Here is a 14,931-nt window from a genome sequence, read left to right as displayed (position 1 = left end):
CGGCCTCATGCCGAGGGTGGCGATACGCGAATCAATGCTCGACATAGGCAGGCGATCCTGAAGTGCGGTCCGGTCCGTCGGGAGAGGATGCCGAACAGCGTCCTCCCTGACCGTCATGCGCGATCTTCGAGGGTGAAGCCGATCTTCACCGTCACCTGGAAATGCTTCACCTGCCCGTCCTCGACATGGCCCCGTGTCTCCACGACCTGGAACCAGCCGATATGGCGCAGGGTCTTGGCCGCCTCGGCGACGGCGCCCTTGATCGCATCCTCGATGCTGCTGGCCGAGGATCCCACGACCTCGATGACACGGTAGGTATGATCCGACATGAGCTGTTCCTTTATCGGTGCGCAGCAGCACCGAACATGAAAGCTCAGCGGGATCGTCCGGTTCCGCGCCCGCCCCCCGTCGCTGTCGGTCAGGCGGCCTGCTGCCGGGCCTCGCCGTGGATCAGGTGCATGATGCCTTCGGACATCCGGCCGTAGTCGCGGTCGTTCACCAGCGTGCCGGTCAGCCGGTAGCCATCCATCACCGCGATCCGGTCGGCCAGCGTGATCATCTCGGGCATGTCCGAGGTGATCAGCAGGATGCTCGTGCCGTCATCGGCCAGGGCGCGGATCAGCTCGTGCAGGTAGGCCTTGGTCTTGATGTCGATCCCGACCGAGGGCTCGTCGACGATCAGGATCTTCACGCCGGCCGCCAGCCACTTGGCCACCGACACCTTCTGCTGGTTGCCGCCGGACAGGAGGCCGACCTGCTGCGACAGGGAGGGCGTCTTCACCTCCAGGCGCTCGATCGCGGGCGAGACCCGGCCGCGGATGGTGGAGTCCTTGAGGAATCCCATCATTCCGGCAAGCTTCGACCAGACGGTGATGCCGGCATTCGCCAGCACCGAATGGGCCAGCACCAGCCCCTCCTGCTTGCGGTCCTCGCTGACATAGCCAAGCCCATGGCGGTGCAGGGCTTCCGAGACGCTGCCGATCTGGGTGGCCCTGCCCTCGATGGCGACGCTGCCGCCGGTGACCGGGAACAGGCCGATCAGGCATTTCGCCAGCTCGCTGCGCCCGGCGCCCACCAGCCCGTAAAGGCCCACGATCTCGCCCTTGTGCAGCGTCAGGTCGATGTCCCGGTGGCCGAGCGAGGTCGAGACACCTTTCAGTTCCAGGGCCATCGGCTCGGTGGTCTTGTCGCGCGCTTCCCAGGCCGGGATCTGCTCGTTGCGCCCGATCATCAGCCGCACCAGGTCCTGGCGGCCCATGCCCGCCATCGACTGGCTCTGGCAGGCGTTGCGGCCGTCGCGCAGCACGGTGACCGAATCGCAGATCTGCAGGACCTCCTCCAGCTTGTGGCTGACGAAGACGATGGTGACCCCGTCGTTCTTCAGCCGCTGCAGGAGTTCGAACAGGTGCTCGGTCTCGTGCGGGGTCAGCGAGGCGGTCGGCTCGTCCATCAGCAGGACGCGGGAGCGCAGCGACAAGGCCTTGGCGATCTCCACCAGCTGCATCTTGGCCGCCGACAGCCGCCCGACCGGCGTGGCCGGATCGACGTCCAGCTCCAGCAGGTCCAGCCAGCGCTTTGCCTCGGCCTCCAGCACCGACTGGTCGACCCGGGACAGCACGGAGGGGCCCAGCCGCTCCAGCATGATGTTCTCGGCCACCGAGAAGCGCGGGATCAGGTTGCGCTCTTGGTGGACCACCCCGATGCCGGCGGCGATCGCGGCATGAGGATCCTCGAACCGGACCGGCCTGCCCTCCAGCAGCAGTTCGCCCTCGTCCAGCTGGTGGACGCCGGTGAGCGCCTTGATCAGGGTCGACTTGCCCGCCCCGTTCTCGCCGAGCAGCGCGTGGATCGAGCCTTTGTTCAGCGTCAGGTCGACTTGGTCCAGGGCGCGCACGCCCGGGAACGACTTGCCGATCTTGCGCGCCTGCAGCAGCACCTCGCTCATCCGACCCTCCTCAGGCGGCGCTCGACCCGGACCTCGCGCCAGCGGTTGATCCCGACCGCCCACAGGATCAGGGCGCCGAGCACGACCTGCACGACGAACGGGTCGATGTGGAACAGCACCAGGGATTGGGTGATGATCGCCACCACCACCACGCCCAGCGCGGTGCCCGCCACCGAGACGTGGCCGCCGGCCAGGACCGCACCGCCGATCACCGGTGCTGCGAAGGACAGGATCAGCCAGTCGTCGCCGATGGATGGCTGGCCGATCTGCAGGCGCGCCACCACCATGACGCCGCCCAGCGCCGCCAGTAGGCCCGAGAGGCCGTGCGCCCAGACGGTGGTCTGGAAGATCGAGATGCCGGAAAGCTCCGCCGCATGGGCATTGCCGCCCACCGCCAGGATCTGCCGGCCGATGCGCAGCCGGGCGAGCAGGTACCAGATCGACAGTCCGGCAATCACCGCCGGCAGCACCAGCCAGGGGATCGGTCCGAACATGTTGGTGTTGCCGAACGCCTTCACCGCATCCGGGATGCCGTAGAACGGCTGCGCCTCGGTGATGCCGAGGTTCATGCCCTTGAAGAAGGACAGGCTGGCGAGCGTGATGATGAAGGCGCTGATGCCGGTCTTCGCCACGATGAAGCCGTTGATCAGCCCACCGGCCAGGCCCAGCGCCAGCGCAAGAACCAGCGCCAGCGGCGCCGGCAGCCCCCAGACTTCCATCATGCCGGCGAACGCGATCGCCACCAGGCCGCCGATGGCGCCGACCGACAGGTTCATCTGCCCGATCGCGATGATGATCATCTGCGCCAGCGCGATCAGCAGGTTCACCGCGATCGCCGAGAGCAGCACCTCGATGTTGAAGGGCGACAGGAAGGTCGGCTCGATCGCGCCGATCACGACTGTGGCGACGATCACGACCGCGAGCGGGCCGAACCAGTCGGTCGCCGTGGCCTTGGAAAGGAAGCTCTGCATCAGACGGCGATCCGGTGGCGGGCGAGGAGACGGCGGCGGCCAAGATCGAGCAGCACGGCGGCCAGCAGCAGGAGGCCCAGGAAGGCCTGGACCCAGAACTCGCCGACCCGCAGGAGCAGCAGACCATTGGTAAGCATGCTCACCAGCACCGCGCCGAGGAAGGTGCCGAGCACCGAGACCCTGCCGCCGGTGAGCAGCGTGCCGCCGAGCACCGGGGCCAGGAAGGCCGGCAGCAGCCAGTCCTGCCCGAGATGGCCGGCCATGGAGGGGATCGCGGCGCCGTGGCGCGCGGTCAGCATCGCACCGGCCAGCGCGGCCAGGATCCCGGACAGGACGTGGCAGGCGACGATGGTGCGGTCCACCCGGATGCCCGAGACCTCGGCGGCCTTCGGGCTGGAGCCGGCTGCCAGCATGCGCCGCCCGAGCGCGGTGAACCGGTACAGCCAGCCCAGCACCAGCGCGGTCGCGACCGCCACCAGCAGCAGGGGCGAGAGGACTCCGAACAGCCGCATCTTGCCGAACGCGGTGATGGCCGGCGGCAGCTCGCGGAACGCCTCCGCGCGGCTGAGGAACACCATGCCGCCGAAGAAGATGCTCATGGTGGCAAGCGTGATGATGAAGCTGTGCACGCCGGAGCGGGTGATCGCCTCCCCATTGACGGCACCCAGTGCTGCGCCGACCAGCAGGCAGGCCGCCAGGCCCAGGGGCCAGGAGAAGCCCAGCCGCTCCATGGTGTAGCCGGCCGCCATGACCGCGCACACGCCGATGGCGCCAACCGCCAGGTTCAGGCCGCCCGATACGATCACGACCATCATCGAGAAGCCGATGAGGATGTCGATCCCCATGGTCCGGCCGAGGGTGAACAGGTTGAAGGGCGAGGCGAAGCCCTTGGTGGCCAGCGTGAACAGGATGGCGAACGCCGCGATCAGCACGATCAGGCCGAACTCGTTGCCGCCGAGAAAGCCCGCGCGCACGAAGGATGCGGTGCTGGCCGGGCGTGCCGGGGCCACGGGGAGCGAGCTTGCCGGTTGCATCGAGATCCTGGCCGGAAGTTGTTCGGGTCAAAAAGGCGAGGGCGCCCCTGCCGGCCACCGATGCCGGCAGGGGCGGGCGATCACTCGCAGGTCAGGTACTTGTCCTCGAAGTCGGACATGATCTCCTTGGTGACCGCCTGCATGGCACCGACATAGTTGTCGACGCCCGAGGCATCTACGAAGGCCGTGCCGCTGTCGATGAACTGGTCGGTCAGCGCGGTGGACGCGAACGGCGCATCCTCCTTGACCGTGCAGCCGCTGCGCAGCCTGTCGATCGCGAACGTGCCGATATAGCCCTGGCCGTAGGGGTTCTGCAGCATGGTGCCGTCGACGAACCCGTCCTTAATCGCCTGCAGCACGACCTCGTCATGGTCGATACCGACCATCTTGATCCGCTTGTCGCCGATCTTGCGCAGGGCGTTGGCGGAAACCACCGCCGGGATCCAGGCGGTGGTGACAATGCCGTCGACCTCGTCGCCATGGGCGGCGAGATAGGCGTTGATCTTCTCCTCGGCGGGCTCCGGCGCGTCGATGTCGGCGATCACCTGGACCACCTCCACGTCGTCGCCGGCCTCTTCCGCCGCCTTGTTGACCGCGTCGATCCGCAGCTGGGTGTTCGGATCGACCAGGAAGCCGGTGAAGTGGGCGATCTTGCCCTTGCCGCCCATGCGCTTGATCAGCTCCTGGGTGCCCAGATAGGCGGAGTTGCCGGTGTCGGTGCCCAGGCAGAACGAGGCATCGGTCGGCTGCTTCAGGCAGCCGGCGGTGGCGATCACCGGCGCGCCCTGCTCGACCAGCTCGCTGACCACGCCGTTGCCGCCGACCGGATCACCCGGAAACACCAGGAACCCGTTGTAGCCCTGGGTGAGCAGGCTCTCGAGCAGCTGGTTCTGCTGGGACAGTTCCCACTTCGGCGGAACGCGATAGTCCGCGCCTTCCAGCCCGAACTCCTTGGCAGCGTCCTGGCCAGCCTGCTCCCACGCGGCGAAGTAGGGGTGCGGCCCGCCCGGGACGAGGGCGACATAGGTGTCGTCGGCGGCCTGGGCGGCCGTCGCGGCGGCACCCAGCAGGAGGCCGACGGCGACCATGCGGAGTGCGCGAACGGTATTCGTCACGGCTTTGCTTCCCTGATCCTGAATTCTCGCGCGGCACCCGTCCGGGTTGCGGCGCATGGCATGGATGCTAGGATACAAGCACACGGCGCGCAAGATCGCGCCGGCAGGACAGGGATGGCTACGAACCTCACCATCGGGCGGCGCGAGACCGCCGCAGGTATCGGCGCGTCGTGGCTCGACCTGCCGGTCGACCGCCGGCGCAACGTCGCCGACCAGATCTACCAGGGATTGCGGGATGCCGTCCTGGAACTGCGCCTGCCGCCGCGCACCCTGATCAGCGAGAACATGATCTGCCGCCAGACCGGCGTGTCGCGCACCCCGGTCCGCAACGCGATCGTGCGCCTGGTCGAGGAAGGGCTACTCGACGTCTTCCCGCAGCAGGGCACCTACGTGGCGCCGATCAAGCTGGCCGAGGTCAAGGACGGCCATTTCATCCGCAAGGCGCTGGAGATCGCAATACTGGAGAAGGCGGCGACCATGTGGACGCCGGAGGCGTCGCAGGAGGCCCATGCCGTCCTGGCCGAGCACGAGGCGCTGTGCGACCTGAGCGACGTGCAGGCCTTCTTCCGGGTCGACGAGAAGTTCCACCAGTGCTTCGCCCGTGCGGCAGGCGTCGAGGGGGTCTGGCGGCCGATCCAGCATGCCAAGGCCCATCTGGACCGACTGCACCGGCTGGGCTTTCCGGTGAACGACCGGATGAAGGCGGTGGCCCTGGAGCACCGGGCGATCCTGGACGCCTTCGAGGCCGGCGACCTGGCGCTGGCGCGAAGCCGGCTCAACGCGCATCTGGACGTGATCATCGGGATGCTGGGCGAACTCAGCCAGCGCTATCGCGATTATTTCGACGAATAGGAGAAGCCGCACATGAAACGCTACGGCACCTGCATCCGGCTGCGCCCCGAGGTGGTCGCGGAATACGAGCGCATCCATGCCGAGGTGTGGCCCTCGGTGCTGGCGACCATCGCCGTTTGCAACATCAGGAACTATTCGATCTTCCTGAAGCGGCCCGAGAACATCCTGTTCGCCTATTTCGAGTATCACGGCACCGATTTTGCCGCCGATGCCGCGAAGATGGCCGCTGACCCCGAGACGCAGCGCTGGTGGAAGATCACCGACCCGATGCAGGAGCCGTTCGAGACCCGCAAGGACGGCGAATGGTGGGCGGCGATGGACGAGGTGTTCCATACGGACTGAGTCGGCGGGAAACTCCACGCGGGAGGTCGGGATGGCGGCGGGCAGCTACATCATCCGGGGCGGCCTGGAAGGACGGGAGCGCCTGCGCCTGCTGGCGCGGGTCATGCGGCCGGCCAGCCTGGACCTGTTCGCCCGCGCCGGGGTCGACGGCGGGATGCGCTGCATCGATGTCGGCTGCGGGGGAGGCGACGCCAGCATCGAGCTGGCGCGGATCGTCGCTCCCACTGGCAGCGTCGTCGGGCTGGACGTGGATCCCATCAAGATCGGGCTGGCCCGGGCGGAAGCCGCCGGCATCGGCAACCTGAGCTTCGTTCAGGCCGATCTCGAGACCGGACTTGCCGATCTGGCGCCGGCCGACCTCGTCTATTCACGTTTCGTGCTCAGCCATTTGCGCTCTCCCGAAGTTGCCCTGGCCAGGCTCCCCGCGCAGGTCCTGCCCGGCGGTCTCCTGGTCCTGGAGGACATCCAGATCTCGGCCCATCTCGTCGATCCGCCCTCGGCCGCGCACGATGCCTATGTCGATCTCTACCGGCGGGCGGCCCAAGCCCGGGGCGCCGATCCGGACCTCGGGCCGCGCCTGCCAGCCCTGCTGCGGGCGGCCGGCTTCTCGGACGTGCAGGTCCAGGTGGTACAGCCGGCCGGCCTGCAGGGCGAGATGAAGCAGGTCTCGCGCCTGACCATGGAATCGATCGCCGACGCGGTGCTGCAGGCCGGGCTGGCCGACCATGGCCGGATCGACGGGATCGTGGCGGAGCTTGCCCGCATGGCGGACGATCCCGCCGTCCTGATGTCGATCGCGCGGGTCGTCCAGGCCTGGGGCAGGAAGCCTCTCGCCTGACGGAGTGGCCGCCGCGTCGAGAAGGCACTGGCCGCTGTCGTGCTGACCGGATAGCGGAACGGGCGGGCGAGGGAGGAAAGTCATGACGCTGCCGACACTCGGGCAGATGCTGCTGGGAACCGAAGGACTGGCGCTGCTGCGCCGGGCGTTCAGCGCAGACGAGGCGGGCCGCGCGGCGCGCGTGGCCGAGATCCGCGATCTGGTCGGCCGCCTGGACGAGCCCGAGCTCGCAGCACCCCTGGCCGCGCCCGAATATGACCTGACCGATGGCTACGGCCTGTGGTCGGAGACCTACGACCAGCCGCTGCGCCTGTTCCCGGTGGAGGAGCCGACCGTCCGTCGCCTGCTGGAGGACCTGCCCAAAGGACAGGTCCTCGACGCCGCCTGCGGCACCGGCCGCCATGCCGCCTGGCTGGCCGCGCGGGGGCATGAGGTCCTGGGCGTCGACGCCTCGGCGGCGATGCTGGCGAAGGCGCGGGCGAAGCTGCCGGACTGCCGGTTCGAGCAGGGCGAGCTTGGCCGCCTGCCGCTTCCCGACCAGTCGGTCGATGCGGTCGTATGCGCGCTGGCCCTGGTCCACGTGCCGGACCTGCGGCCGGTCTTCGCCGAGTTCGCCCGGGTGGTCCGGCCGGGCGGACAGGTGGTGGTCAGCGACGTCCATCCGTTCCTGATCCGGCTCGGCTGGCAGGCGCAGTTCCGCACCGCCACGGGCGGGGCAGGGTTCATGCGCCTCAACGCGCACCTGCCTTCCGACTATGCCGCCGCCGCGCTTGCGGCAGGCCTGCAGGTCGCGGGGTACTACGAACCGCAGCTCACACTGGAATCCGCGGTCACGGTCGCGCGGGAAAAGCTGCCCGATGCCAATGAGGCCGCCTGGGTTGGCCTGCCGGGCGTGATCGTCTGGCACCTGACCCGTCCCGGCCCGGCGTGAACAAGAGAACCGAAACCATGGCCGACGATGTCTTCGAGCTCTACGACCTCGAGGTCGAGGTGATCGCGTCCGAGCAGCCGATGGTGTGCAATCACCAGGTGGGCGACCGGTTGTTCCTGTCCGGCGAGAACCTGTCGATGCCGGATGGCCAGAGCTTCCCGATCTATTCGCTGGCAGCCCTCCTGCCCCTGCTGCCCGCCAAGCAGCGCGACACCCACCCGAACGACTGGATGACCACCGACGCGGTGGTGGCCTGTCCCGACCCGCATTGCGGCGGGCGCTTCCTGATCCGGCGCACCGGCCGGACCAGCTTTCGCCACGCCGACACCACTCGCGTCCCCCTCAAGGCCGAACCCGCATCATGACCGTCGAGACCTTCGAACTCGCTCCCGGCTACCGGATCTCGCGGATGTTGCGCGGCGGATGGCAGCTGGCCGGCGGCCACGGCCCTGTGGACGAGGCGCGCGCCGTGGCCGACATGGCCGCGTTCGTCGACGCCGGGGTTACCACGTTCGACTGCGCCGACATCTATACCGGCGTGGAGGAACTGATCGGCCGGTTCCGCAGGCAGGCCAGCGCGTCGCAGCGTGCCCGCCTGAAGGTCCACACCAAGTTCGTCCCGGACCTGGGCCAGCTCCACCAAATCGACCGCGCCTATGTCACCCGCGTGATCGACCGTTCGCTCGCCCGCCTGCACGCCGAGTGCCTGGACCTCGTGCAGTTCCACTGGTGGGACTATGCGGTGCCGGGCTGGCAGGAGGCAGCCGGTTATCTCGTCGACCTGCAGAAGGCCGGCAAGATCCATCTCCTGGGCGGCACCAATTTCGATGCCGCCCACAGCCGCGCGCTGATTGGGCAGGGCTTCCCGCTGGTCTCGATGCAGAGCCAGTACTCGCTCCTCGACGCCCGCCCGGAGAAAGCCGTGGTCCCGCTGGGCGCGGAGCAGGGAATGAAGCTGCTCTGCTACGGGACGCTCGCCGGCGGCTTCCTGTCGGAGCGCTGGCTCGGGATCAAAGAGCCGGAGCGGTTCGAGAACCGGTCGCTGGTCAAGTACAAGCTGGTCATCGACGACATCGGCGGCTGGGAGCTGTTCCAGGCGCTGCTCGCCTGCCTGAAGCGGATCGCGGGCCGGCACGGCGTCGGCATCGGCAACGTGGCGACCCGCTGGGTCCTGGAGCGGCCGCAGGTGGCGGGGGTGATCGTGGGCGCGCGCTATGCCGACCGGCTGCCCGACAACCTAGCGACGTTCGGCTTCTCGTTGAGCGCGGCCGATCATGCACAAATCGACGAGGTCCTGAGGCAGCGCCGCCCGCTGGAGGGCGACTGCTTTGACCTGGAGCGCGACCGCCATGGCCGGCACGGCCGGATCATGAAGTACGACCTGGGCGACGCGCCGGCATGACCGGGCTGGAGCAGGCGGCGCTGAACGAGGTCGCGGACCTCCACGTCCTGTTCACGCGCTGGCTGGGCCCCGGCGAGGGCGACCTTGCCCGTGCTGCCGCAGCGCTGGCGCCTGAGTTCCGGATGGTGTTGCCGGACGGCGCCCTGGTGGAGCGGGCCGCAGTGCTGGCTTTTCTGGAAGCAATGCGTGGCCGGCGCGGACCGGCCTTCCGGATCGAGATCGCAGAGGCGGAGGCCCGCGAGGCCGGACAGGGCCATGTCCTGGTGACGTATGTCGAGCGCCAGGAGGACGACGGGAAGGCCACCGCCCGCCGTTCCAGCGCCCTGTTCCGTTTCGAGCCATCAGCTCCCTGCGGAGTCGTCTGGCTGCATCTGCACGAGACCTGGCTCGGCTGGGCTTCCTGAGGCCGCTGTCGGTGGCCACGACAGGCCTTCGGCATGCCGTACCCGTTGCCTTTCGCCGAGGCGTGCCGGATCGTAGCTCCAATTCAAAATGGGAGGCGTGCGATGACGATGCAGACGGTGACCGCGCATCTGTTCGTGAAGGACGCAGTGGCCGCGCTGGACTTCTATCGCCGGGCCTTCGGCGCCAAGGAGCTGTTCCGGTTGACCGCGCCGGACGGCAAGATCGGCTATGCCGAGATCCGGATCGGCACCAGCATCGTCATGCTGGCAGACGAGTTTCCCGATTTTGGCGCGCTGGCGCCGCCGACGGTCGGTGGCTCCCCGGTCCGTCTGCACATCTATGTGGAGGACACCGATGCGGTGGTGGCGCGCGCGCTGGAGGCCGGCGCCACCCTGGCCCGGGCGGTGGCGGACCAGTTTTACGGCGACCGCAGCGGCATGATCGTCGATCCGTTCGGGCATAGCTGGTCCATCGCGACCCGGATCGAGATGGTCGAGCCGGCGGAGATGCAGCGTCGCTTCACCGGCTTGATGAAGCGGACCGAGGGGGGCGCTTGACGCCCGCGGACGCTGGCCCTCCACTTCCGCGTGACAGCGCCGTCGAGGCCCTGGCCTGAGGCCGGGAGCGGCGGCCCGACCAGGGGGATCGATTCCGTGAAGCTCCGTCTCGCCACGCTGGCGCTTGCCGCCTTGTCCACCACCGCCCTGCAGCCGGCGCCGGCGGCCGCCCAGGAATGCACGGTCACCATCGGCTCGGTGGTCTCGCTCACCGGCCCGGCCGGCCGGTTCGGCCAAGCGGCGGCCAAGTCGATCGAGCTGGCGTTCAGCGACCTCAACGAGGCAGGCGGCGTGGTCGGCTGCAAGATCATGGCGGACGTGCGCGATGCGCAGAGCCAGGGGACGGTCGCGGTGGATGCCGCGCGCCAGCTGGTCGACCTGCAGAAGGTCCCGGCGATTATCGGCGGCATCATCTCCTCGGTGTCGATTCCGATCGTCACCTCGGTGACGGGCCCGGCCGGCGTGGTCCAGGTCTCCCCGGCCTCCTCCTCGCCGACTCTCACCACGCTCGCCAAGGAGGGCAAGACCGGCGGGATCTTCTTCCGCACCATCACCTCGGATGCGCTGCAGGGAACCGCCGCCGCCAAGTACGCGCTGGACCAGGGTTTGAAGAAGATCGCGATCATCCACGTGAACAACGATTTCGGCGTCAACATGGTCGCCGAGTTCGAAAAGGCCTACGGCCGGCTCGGCGGCACCATCACCTCCACCACCCCCTACAACCCGAACCAGGCCTCCTATCAGCCGGAAGTCACCGCCGCGCTGGATGGCGAGCCGGAGGCTCTCTATCTCGTGGCCTATCCTGGCGACGGCACCACGGTGGCGCGCACCTGGATCGCGCAGGGCGGCCCCGCCAAGTTCCTGCTCAACGACGGCATGAACGCCGCCGACTTCATCCAGGATGTCGGCCCGAAATATCTGGACGATGCGTTCGGCACCTCGTCCGGCACCACCGCGACCCCGTCCACCGAGTATTTCTGCGAAGCGTACAATGCCTTCGCCAAGGACTTCGACTGCCAGGCGCCGGCCGCCGACCGCGCCTATGACGCGGCAGCGATCGTCGGGCTGGCCGTGGCGATCGCCGGCAGCCCCGACAAGGCGCAGATCAAGGAGGCCATCCCGAAGGTGGTCGATCCGGCGGGCGAGACGGTTCATGCCGGTCCCGACGGCTTCAAGAAGGCGCTGGAGCTGATCCAGGCCGGCAAGCCGATCCGCTACGAGGGCGTGATCGGCCCGGTGCAGTTCGACCAGTATGGCGACATCACCGGGCCGTTCCGCCTGTGGCGGATCCAGAACGGCGAGGTCACCACCGTGGGCGAGATGTCGGCCTCGGAGGTCGGAGAACTCAAGGAGCAGGCCGGCGAGTAGTTCCCAGGAGGGCTTCCGCCTGCGCCCGGAACAGTCGGACCAGCTCGTCCATCACTGCGCGCAGCTGAGGTAGCGGGGCCAGGTCCTGGTGGACGAGGAGGAAGACGTCCTCGTCGAGTTCCGGTGGCGGGGCCAGCGCCCGGGCCAGTCCCGCCTCGGGATCGCCGAGAAAGCAGGGCAGCAGCGCCACGCCCTGCCCGGCCAGCGCCGCGTCCAGCCGCAGGCGGACATCGCCTAAGCGCAGGGCAGGACGGGCTTCCGGCGCCAGCGCCTGGAGCCAGCGTCCTTGCCGCGAGGCCGGATCATCGCGCAGGCCGATCAGCGGTAGAAGTTCCGGCTGGCCGGTCATACGGTCCGGGCGGCCATACAGGCTGAAGGCGATGCGTCCGAGCCGTCGCACCACCAGCTGGCCCCGCGCCGGTGGCTGCCGCATCCTGAGCGCGATCTCCGCTGCGCCCCGCGCCAGGTCGAGCGGGTCACGGGTCACGACCAGCTCGATCGGCGCCGGCTGCGCGGCCTGCTGCAGGCCCGAAAGATGCCGGAGCAGGAACAGGGACACCGAGCCGGTCGAGGTGATCCGCACCGGTGTGGCTGGCGCCGCTGCCGCCGCCTGCGCCTTGCGAGCGAGGTCGAGGGCGCGTTCCTCCATGGCCCTGGCCGGCTCCAGGAGCTGCTCGCCCTGCCGGGTCAGCCGAAGCCGGTTGGCGAGCCGGTCGAACAGGCGCAGGCCCAACGCCTCCTCCAGCCTCGCCAGATGCCGGCCGACCGTGGCCTCGCTGGTGCGCAGGGTCGCGGCCGCACCGGCCAGGCTGCCGGCGCGTGCCACCGTCAGGAAGATCCGAACATCATCCCAGTCCAGCTAGGCCCCTCATCTATGGTCGAACAGGCCCCCGATGCGCGCATGGTAGAGGAGCATGATGGTCTTGGCGTCCACGATCTCGCCGCGGCCGATCATCGCCAGGGCTTCCTGATAGGGCACCGCCACCACCTCGATGTCCTCGTTCTCCTCCGGGCAGCCGCCGCCCTGGCCAATCCGCATGGAGGGATCGATCTCGGCGGCGAAGAAATGCAGCCGCTCCGATACCGAACCGGGGCTCATGTAGGCGGTGAACAGGGTCGCCACCTCGCCGACGCGGTAGCCCGTCTCCTCCTCGACCTCGCGGCGGATCGCCTGCACCGGGTCACGCGCATCCAGGAGCCCGGCCGGGGCCTCCAAAAGCCAGCCGTCCGGGTGCGCGTTCACATAGGCCGGCAGCCGGAACTGGCGCACCAGCACGACGGTCTGGGCGGTGCGGTCGTAGAGCAGGATCACGGCGCCGTTGCCGCGGTCGTAGACCTCGCGGTTCATCCGGCGCCAGGCGCCGTCCCGGCGGCGGTAGTCGATGGCGTACTTGCGCAGCACGTACCAGTCATCGGACAAGGTGGTCACGTCGACCACGCGCAAGGCTTCGTTTCCCGGTTCGAGCAAGGTGCGGCTCCCGCAGTTGGCCGGCGGGACCATGCCGCAGCGGCACGACCTGTGGAGCCCGAAGCTTTCGCAGCCCGACCCTGCAGGTTTGATCCCCTCAACGCGGACGCCGCGACCTGCTACCTCGATCGCCAGAGCCGAGAAGGAACCGCCGCCGTGACCGCCAGTACCAAGACCGCCGAACGCACCGAGATCGCGCCGGGGCTCGAGATCGCGCGGGTGGTGACCGGGCTGTGGCAGGTCGCCGACATCGAGCGGACCACGGGCCTGATGGACCCCGACGAGGGCGCCCGGGCGCTCGCCGGCTACCTGGCCGATGGGTTCGACAGCTTCGACATGGCCGACCACTACGGCAGCGCCGAACTGATCCTCGGCCGGCTGCGCGACCGCCTGGCCGACGGCTCGATCCAGGCTCCTGCCGATGCGCGCCCGATCGCCTTCACCAAATGGTGCCCGGAGCCCGGGCCGATGACCGCGGAAGTGGTGCGCCTTGCGGTGGAGCGCGCCTGCGAGCGGCTGCGCACCGACCGCATCGACCTGATGCAGTTCCACTGGTGGCTGTTCGAGCATCCGGGCTGGCTGGACGCGATGCGCGAGCTGGCCCGGCTGAAGGAGGAGGGCCTGATCGGCCATCTGGGGGTCACCAACACCGACACCGATCATCTGCGCGTGCTGGTCGCGGAGAAGATCCCGGTGGTGACCAACCAGGTCTGCGTCTCGCTCCTGGACCGGCGGGCGACCGAGGAGATGACCGCGTTCTGCCGCCTCCACGGCATCCGGCTGCTGGCCTACGGCACGCTGGCCGGCGGCTTCCTGTCGGATCGCTGGCTGGATGCGCCGGAGCCGGCCAAGATCGGCGACTGGAGCAAGATGAAGTACCACCGCTTCATCGAGGCCGCCGGCGGCTGGGGCGTGCTCCAGGCGATCCTCCACGCCCTGGCCCCGATCGCGGCCAGGCACCAGGTGTCCATCGCCAACGTCGCCACCCGCTGGGTCATGCAGCAGGAGGCTGTGGGCGCGGTGATCATCGGCGCCCGGCTGGGCGAGCGCGAGCACCGGGCGGACAACCACCGCCTGTCCGGGTTCACCCTGGACGGCGACGACCTCGCCCGCATCGACGAGGCGCTGGCGAAGAGCACCCGGATCCCGGGCGATTGCGGCGACGAGTATCGCCGGCCGCCCTTCCTGACCGCCTCGGGCGACCTGTCCCACCACCTGGACAGCATCCCTCCCGTCTACCACGCGGTTCCGATCGACGGCCGGCCCGGCCGCCTGCGCATCGACAGCGGCAGCGTCTGGGAGCCGGTCTGCGGCTATGCCCGCGCCGTGAGGATCGGCGAGCGCATCCTGGTCTCCGGCACCACCGCCACCCACGGCTCCGGCCAGATGATCGGCAAGGGCGATCCCGCCGCGCAGACCGTCTACATCCTGGACAAGATCGCCGCTTCGATCCGCTCGCTGGGCGGCAGCATGGCGGACGTGGTCCGCACCCGCATCTATCTGCGGGACGCTGGGCAGTGGGAGCCGGTGTCGCGGGTCCACGGCCATTATTTTGGCGAGATCCGCCCCGCCAATACCCTGCTGGAGGTCGGAGGCCTGGTGGGCGACTACGATGTCGAGATCGAGGCCGAGGCGATCGTCGGCTGATCCGCCCCGCTCCCGCGCGCATGTCCCTGCCGGACTGCACTGTTGTCACCACTCCG

17 protein-coding genes are annotated in these 14,931 nt (G+C 69.0%); 10 read left to right on the top strand and 7 right to left on the bottom strand.

Annotated elements, in window-relative coordinates; all coding sequences use genetic code 11:
• Nucleotides 1-113: 113 nt before the first annotated feature.
• The 5 genes from GEMRO_RS0107545 to GEMRO_RS0107525 form a co-directional block, all read right to left on the bottom strand.
• Nucleotides 114-329, bottom strand: coding sequence for a dodecin (locus GEMRO_RS0107545; RefSeq protein WP_027133508.1), 216 nt, complete (start codon nucleotides 327-329; stop codon nucleotides 114-116).
• 89 nt (nucleotides 330-418) lie between these two features.
• A complete protein-coding gene (locus GEMRO_RS0107540; protein WP_027133507.1) occupies nucleotides 419-1,945 on the bottom strand; it encodes a sugar ABC transporter ATP-binding protein in 1,527 nt (508 codons plus the stop codon).
• Nucleotides 1,942-2,916, bottom strand: coding sequence for an ABC transporter permease (locus GEMRO_RS0107535; protein WP_027133506.1), 975 nt, complete (start codon nucleotides 2,914-2,916; stop codon nucleotides 1,942-1,944). Before GEMRO_RS0107535 ends, GEMRO_RS0107540 begins: the two co-directional genes overlap by 4 nt.
• Nucleotides 2,916-3,950 carry an ABC transporter permease gene (locus GEMRO_RS0107530; protein ID WP_084506659.1) on the bottom strand — a complete coding sequence of 345 codons (1,035 nt, stop codon included), beginning with the start codon at nucleotides 3,948-3,950 and terminating at the stop codon, nucleotides 2,916-2,918. The genes GEMRO_RS0107535 and GEMRO_RS0107530 overlap by 1 nt, the downstream gene beginning before the upstream one ends.
• Nucleotides 3,951-4,030: 80 nt before the next feature.
• Complete coding sequence (locus tag GEMRO_RS0107525; protein ID WP_205624928.1) at nucleotides 4,031-5,065, bottom strand: sugar ABC transporter substrate-binding protein; 1,035 nt, start codon at nucleotides 5,063-5,065, stop codon at nucleotides 4,031-4,033.
• Between the two features lie 114 nt (nucleotides 5,066-5,179).
• Here GEMRO_RS0107525 and GEMRO_RS0107520 point away from each other — a divergent pair, with 114 nt between their 5' ends.
• From GEMRO_RS0107520 to GEMRO_RS0107480, 9 genes are all read left to right on the top strand, one after another.
• Entirely contained in the window at nucleotides 5,180-5,917 is a 738-nt protein-coding gene (locus GEMRO_RS0107520; RefSeq protein WP_027133503.1) for a GntR family transcriptional regulator, read from the top strand.
• A gap of 12 nt (nucleotides 5,918-5,929) precedes the next feature.
• Nucleotides 5,930-6,259: an L-rhamnose mutarotase gene (locus GEMRO_RS0107515; RefSeq protein ID WP_027133502.1), complete on the top strand. Its 330-nt coding sequence runs from the start codon at nucleotides 5,930-5,932 to the stop codon at nucleotides 6,257-6,259.
• Between the two features lie 31 nt (nucleotides 6,260-6,290).
• The gene (locus GEMRO_RS32495) at nucleotides 6,291-7,097 is read left to right on the top strand and encodes a methyltransferase domain-containing protein (RefSeq protein WP_051328804.1); all 807 of its coding nucleotides are present in this window, start codon (nucleotides 6,291-6,293) and stop codon (nucleotides 7,095-7,097) included.
• 82 nt (nucleotides 7,098-7,179) lie between these two features.
• The gene (locus GEMRO_RS0107505) at nucleotides 7,180-8,028 is read left to right on the top strand and encodes a class I SAM-dependent methyltransferase (protein ID WP_035484908.1); all 849 of its coding nucleotides are present in this window, start codon (nucleotides 7,180-7,182) and stop codon (nucleotides 8,026-8,028) included.
• Between the two features lie 17 nt (nucleotides 8,029-8,045).
• Nucleotides 8,046-8,393: a TIGR04076 family protein gene (locus tag GEMRO_RS0107500; RefSeq protein WP_027133500.1), complete on the top strand. Its 348-nt coding sequence runs from the start codon at nucleotides 8,046-8,048 to the stop codon at nucleotides 8,391-8,393.
• Nucleotides 8,390-9,430 (top strand): aldo/keto reductase, encoded by a 1,041-nt coding sequence (locus GEMRO_RS0107495; RefSeq protein WP_027133499.1) that lies wholly within the window; start codon nucleotides 8,390-8,392, stop codon nucleotides 9,428-9,430. The genes GEMRO_RS0107500 and GEMRO_RS0107495 overlap by 4 nt, the downstream gene beginning before the upstream one ends.
• Nucleotides 9,427-9,834: a DUF4440 domain-containing protein gene (locus GEMRO_RS28250; RefSeq protein ID WP_051328803.1), complete on the top strand. Its 408-nt coding sequence runs from the start codon at nucleotides 9,427-9,429 to the stop codon at nucleotides 9,832-9,834. Before GEMRO_RS0107495 ends, GEMRO_RS28250 begins: the two co-directional genes overlap by 4 nt.
• Before the next feature lie 102 nt (nucleotides 9,835-9,936).
• Nucleotides 9,937-10,392, top strand: coding sequence for a VOC family protein (locus GEMRO_RS0107485; protein ID WP_027133498.1), 456 nt, complete (start codon nucleotides 9,937-9,939; stop codon nucleotides 10,390-10,392).
• A gap of 96 nt (nucleotides 10,393-10,488) precedes the next feature.
• Complete coding sequence (locus GEMRO_RS0107480; protein ID WP_027133497.1) at nucleotides 10,489-11,760, top strand: ABC transporter substrate-binding protein; 1,272 nt, start codon at nucleotides 10,489-10,491, stop codon at nucleotides 11,758-11,760.
• On the opposite strand, the gene GEMRO_RS0107475 is transcribed toward GEMRO_RS0107480, so the two are convergent.
• Together GEMRO_RS0107475 and GEMRO_RS0107470 are read right to left on the bottom strand one after the other, a co-directional pair.
• The gene (locus GEMRO_RS0107475) at nucleotides 11,738-12,619 is read right to left on the bottom strand and encodes a LysR family transcriptional regulator (protein ID WP_027133496.1); all 882 of its coding nucleotides are present in this window, start codon (nucleotides 12,617-12,619) and stop codon (nucleotides 11,738-11,740) included. The two genes, GEMRO_RS0107480 and GEMRO_RS0107475, sit on opposite strands and share 23 nt — an antisense overlap.
• A gap of 9 nt (nucleotides 12,620-12,628) precedes the next feature.
• Nucleotides 12,629-13,261: an NUDIX domain-containing protein gene (locus GEMRO_RS0107470; protein ID WP_051328801.1), complete on the bottom strand. Its 633-nt coding sequence runs from the start codon at nucleotides 13,259-13,261 to the stop codon at nucleotides 12,629-12,631.
• A gap of 123 nt (nucleotides 13,262-13,384) precedes the next feature.
• Here GEMRO_RS0107470 and GEMRO_RS0107465 point away from each other — a divergent pair, with 123 nt between their 5' ends.
• Complete coding sequence (locus GEMRO_RS0107465; protein WP_027133494.1) at nucleotides 13,385-14,875, top strand: aldo/keto reductase; 1,491 nt, start codon at nucleotides 13,385-13,387, stop codon at nucleotides 14,873-14,875.
• Nucleotides 14,876-14,931: the final 56 nt, after the last annotated feature.

Source organism: Geminicoccus roseus DSM 18922 (assembly GCF_000427665.1).
Classification (GTDB): Bacteria; Pseudomonadota; Alphaproteobacteria; order Geminicoccales; family Geminicoccaceae; genus Geminicoccus; species Geminicoccus roseus.
This window is presented reverse-complemented; position numbering and strand designations above follow the sequence as displayed.

What these genes read in the sequence shown, in the direction of transcription:
- GEMRO_RS32495 (WP_051328804.1), top strand. Translation starts at nt 6,291, where the DNA reads ATGGCGGCGGGCAGCTACATCATCCGGGGCGGCCTGGAAGGACGGGAG.
- GEMRO_RS0107500 (WP_027133500.1), top strand. Translation starts at nt 8,046, where the DNA reads ATGGCCGACGATGTCTTCGAGCTCTACGACCTCGAGGTCGAGGTGATC.
- GEMRO_RS0107470 (WP_051328801.1), bottom strand. Translation starts at nt 13,261, where the DNA reads ATGGTCCCGCCGGCCAACTGCGGGAGCCGCACCTTGCTCGAACCGGGA.
- GEMRO_RS0107485 (WP_027133498.1), top strand. Translation starts at nt 9,937, where the DNA reads ATGACGATGCAGACGGTGACCGCGCATCTGTTCGTGAAGGACGCAGTG.
- GEMRO_RS0107545 (WP_027133508.1), bottom strand. Translation starts at nt 329, where the DNA reads ATGTCGGATCATACCTACCGTGTCATCGAGGTCGTGGGATCCTCGGCC.
- GEMRO_RS0107540 (WP_027133507.1), bottom strand. Translation starts at nt 1,945, where the DNA reads ATGAGCGAGGTGCTGCTGCAGGCGCGCAAGATCGGCAAGTCGTTCCCG.
- GEMRO_RS0107520 (WP_027133503.1), top strand. Translation starts at nt 5,180, where the DNA reads ATGGCTACGAACCTCACCATCGGGCGGCGCGAGACCGCCGCAGGTATC.
- GEMRO_RS0107505 (WP_035484908.1), top strand. Translation starts at nt 7,180, where the DNA reads ATGACGCTGCCGACACTCGGGCAGATGCTGCTGGGAACCGAAGGACTG.
- GEMRO_RS0107515 (WP_027133502.1), top strand. Translation starts at nt 5,930, where the DNA reads ATGAAACGCTACGGCACCTGCATCCGGCTGCGCCCCGAGGTGGTCGCG.
- GEMRO_RS0107530 (WP_084506659.1), bottom strand. Translation starts at nt 3,950, where the DNA reads ATGCAACCGGCAAGCTCGCTCCCCGTGGCCCCGGCACGCCCGGCCAGC.
- GEMRO_RS0107535 (WP_027133506.1), bottom strand. Translation starts at nt 2,916, where the DNA reads ATGCAGAGCTTCCTTTCCAAGGCCACGGCGACCGACTGGTTCGGCCCG.
- GEMRO_RS28250 (WP_051328803.1), top strand. Translation starts at nt 9,427, where the DNA reads ATGACCGGGCTGGAGCAGGCGGCGCTGAACGAGGTCGCGGACCTCCAC.
- GEMRO_RS0107495 (WP_027133499.1), top strand. Translation starts at nt 8,390, where the DNA reads ATGACCGTCGAGACCTTCGAACTCGCTCCCGGCTACCGGATCTCGCGG.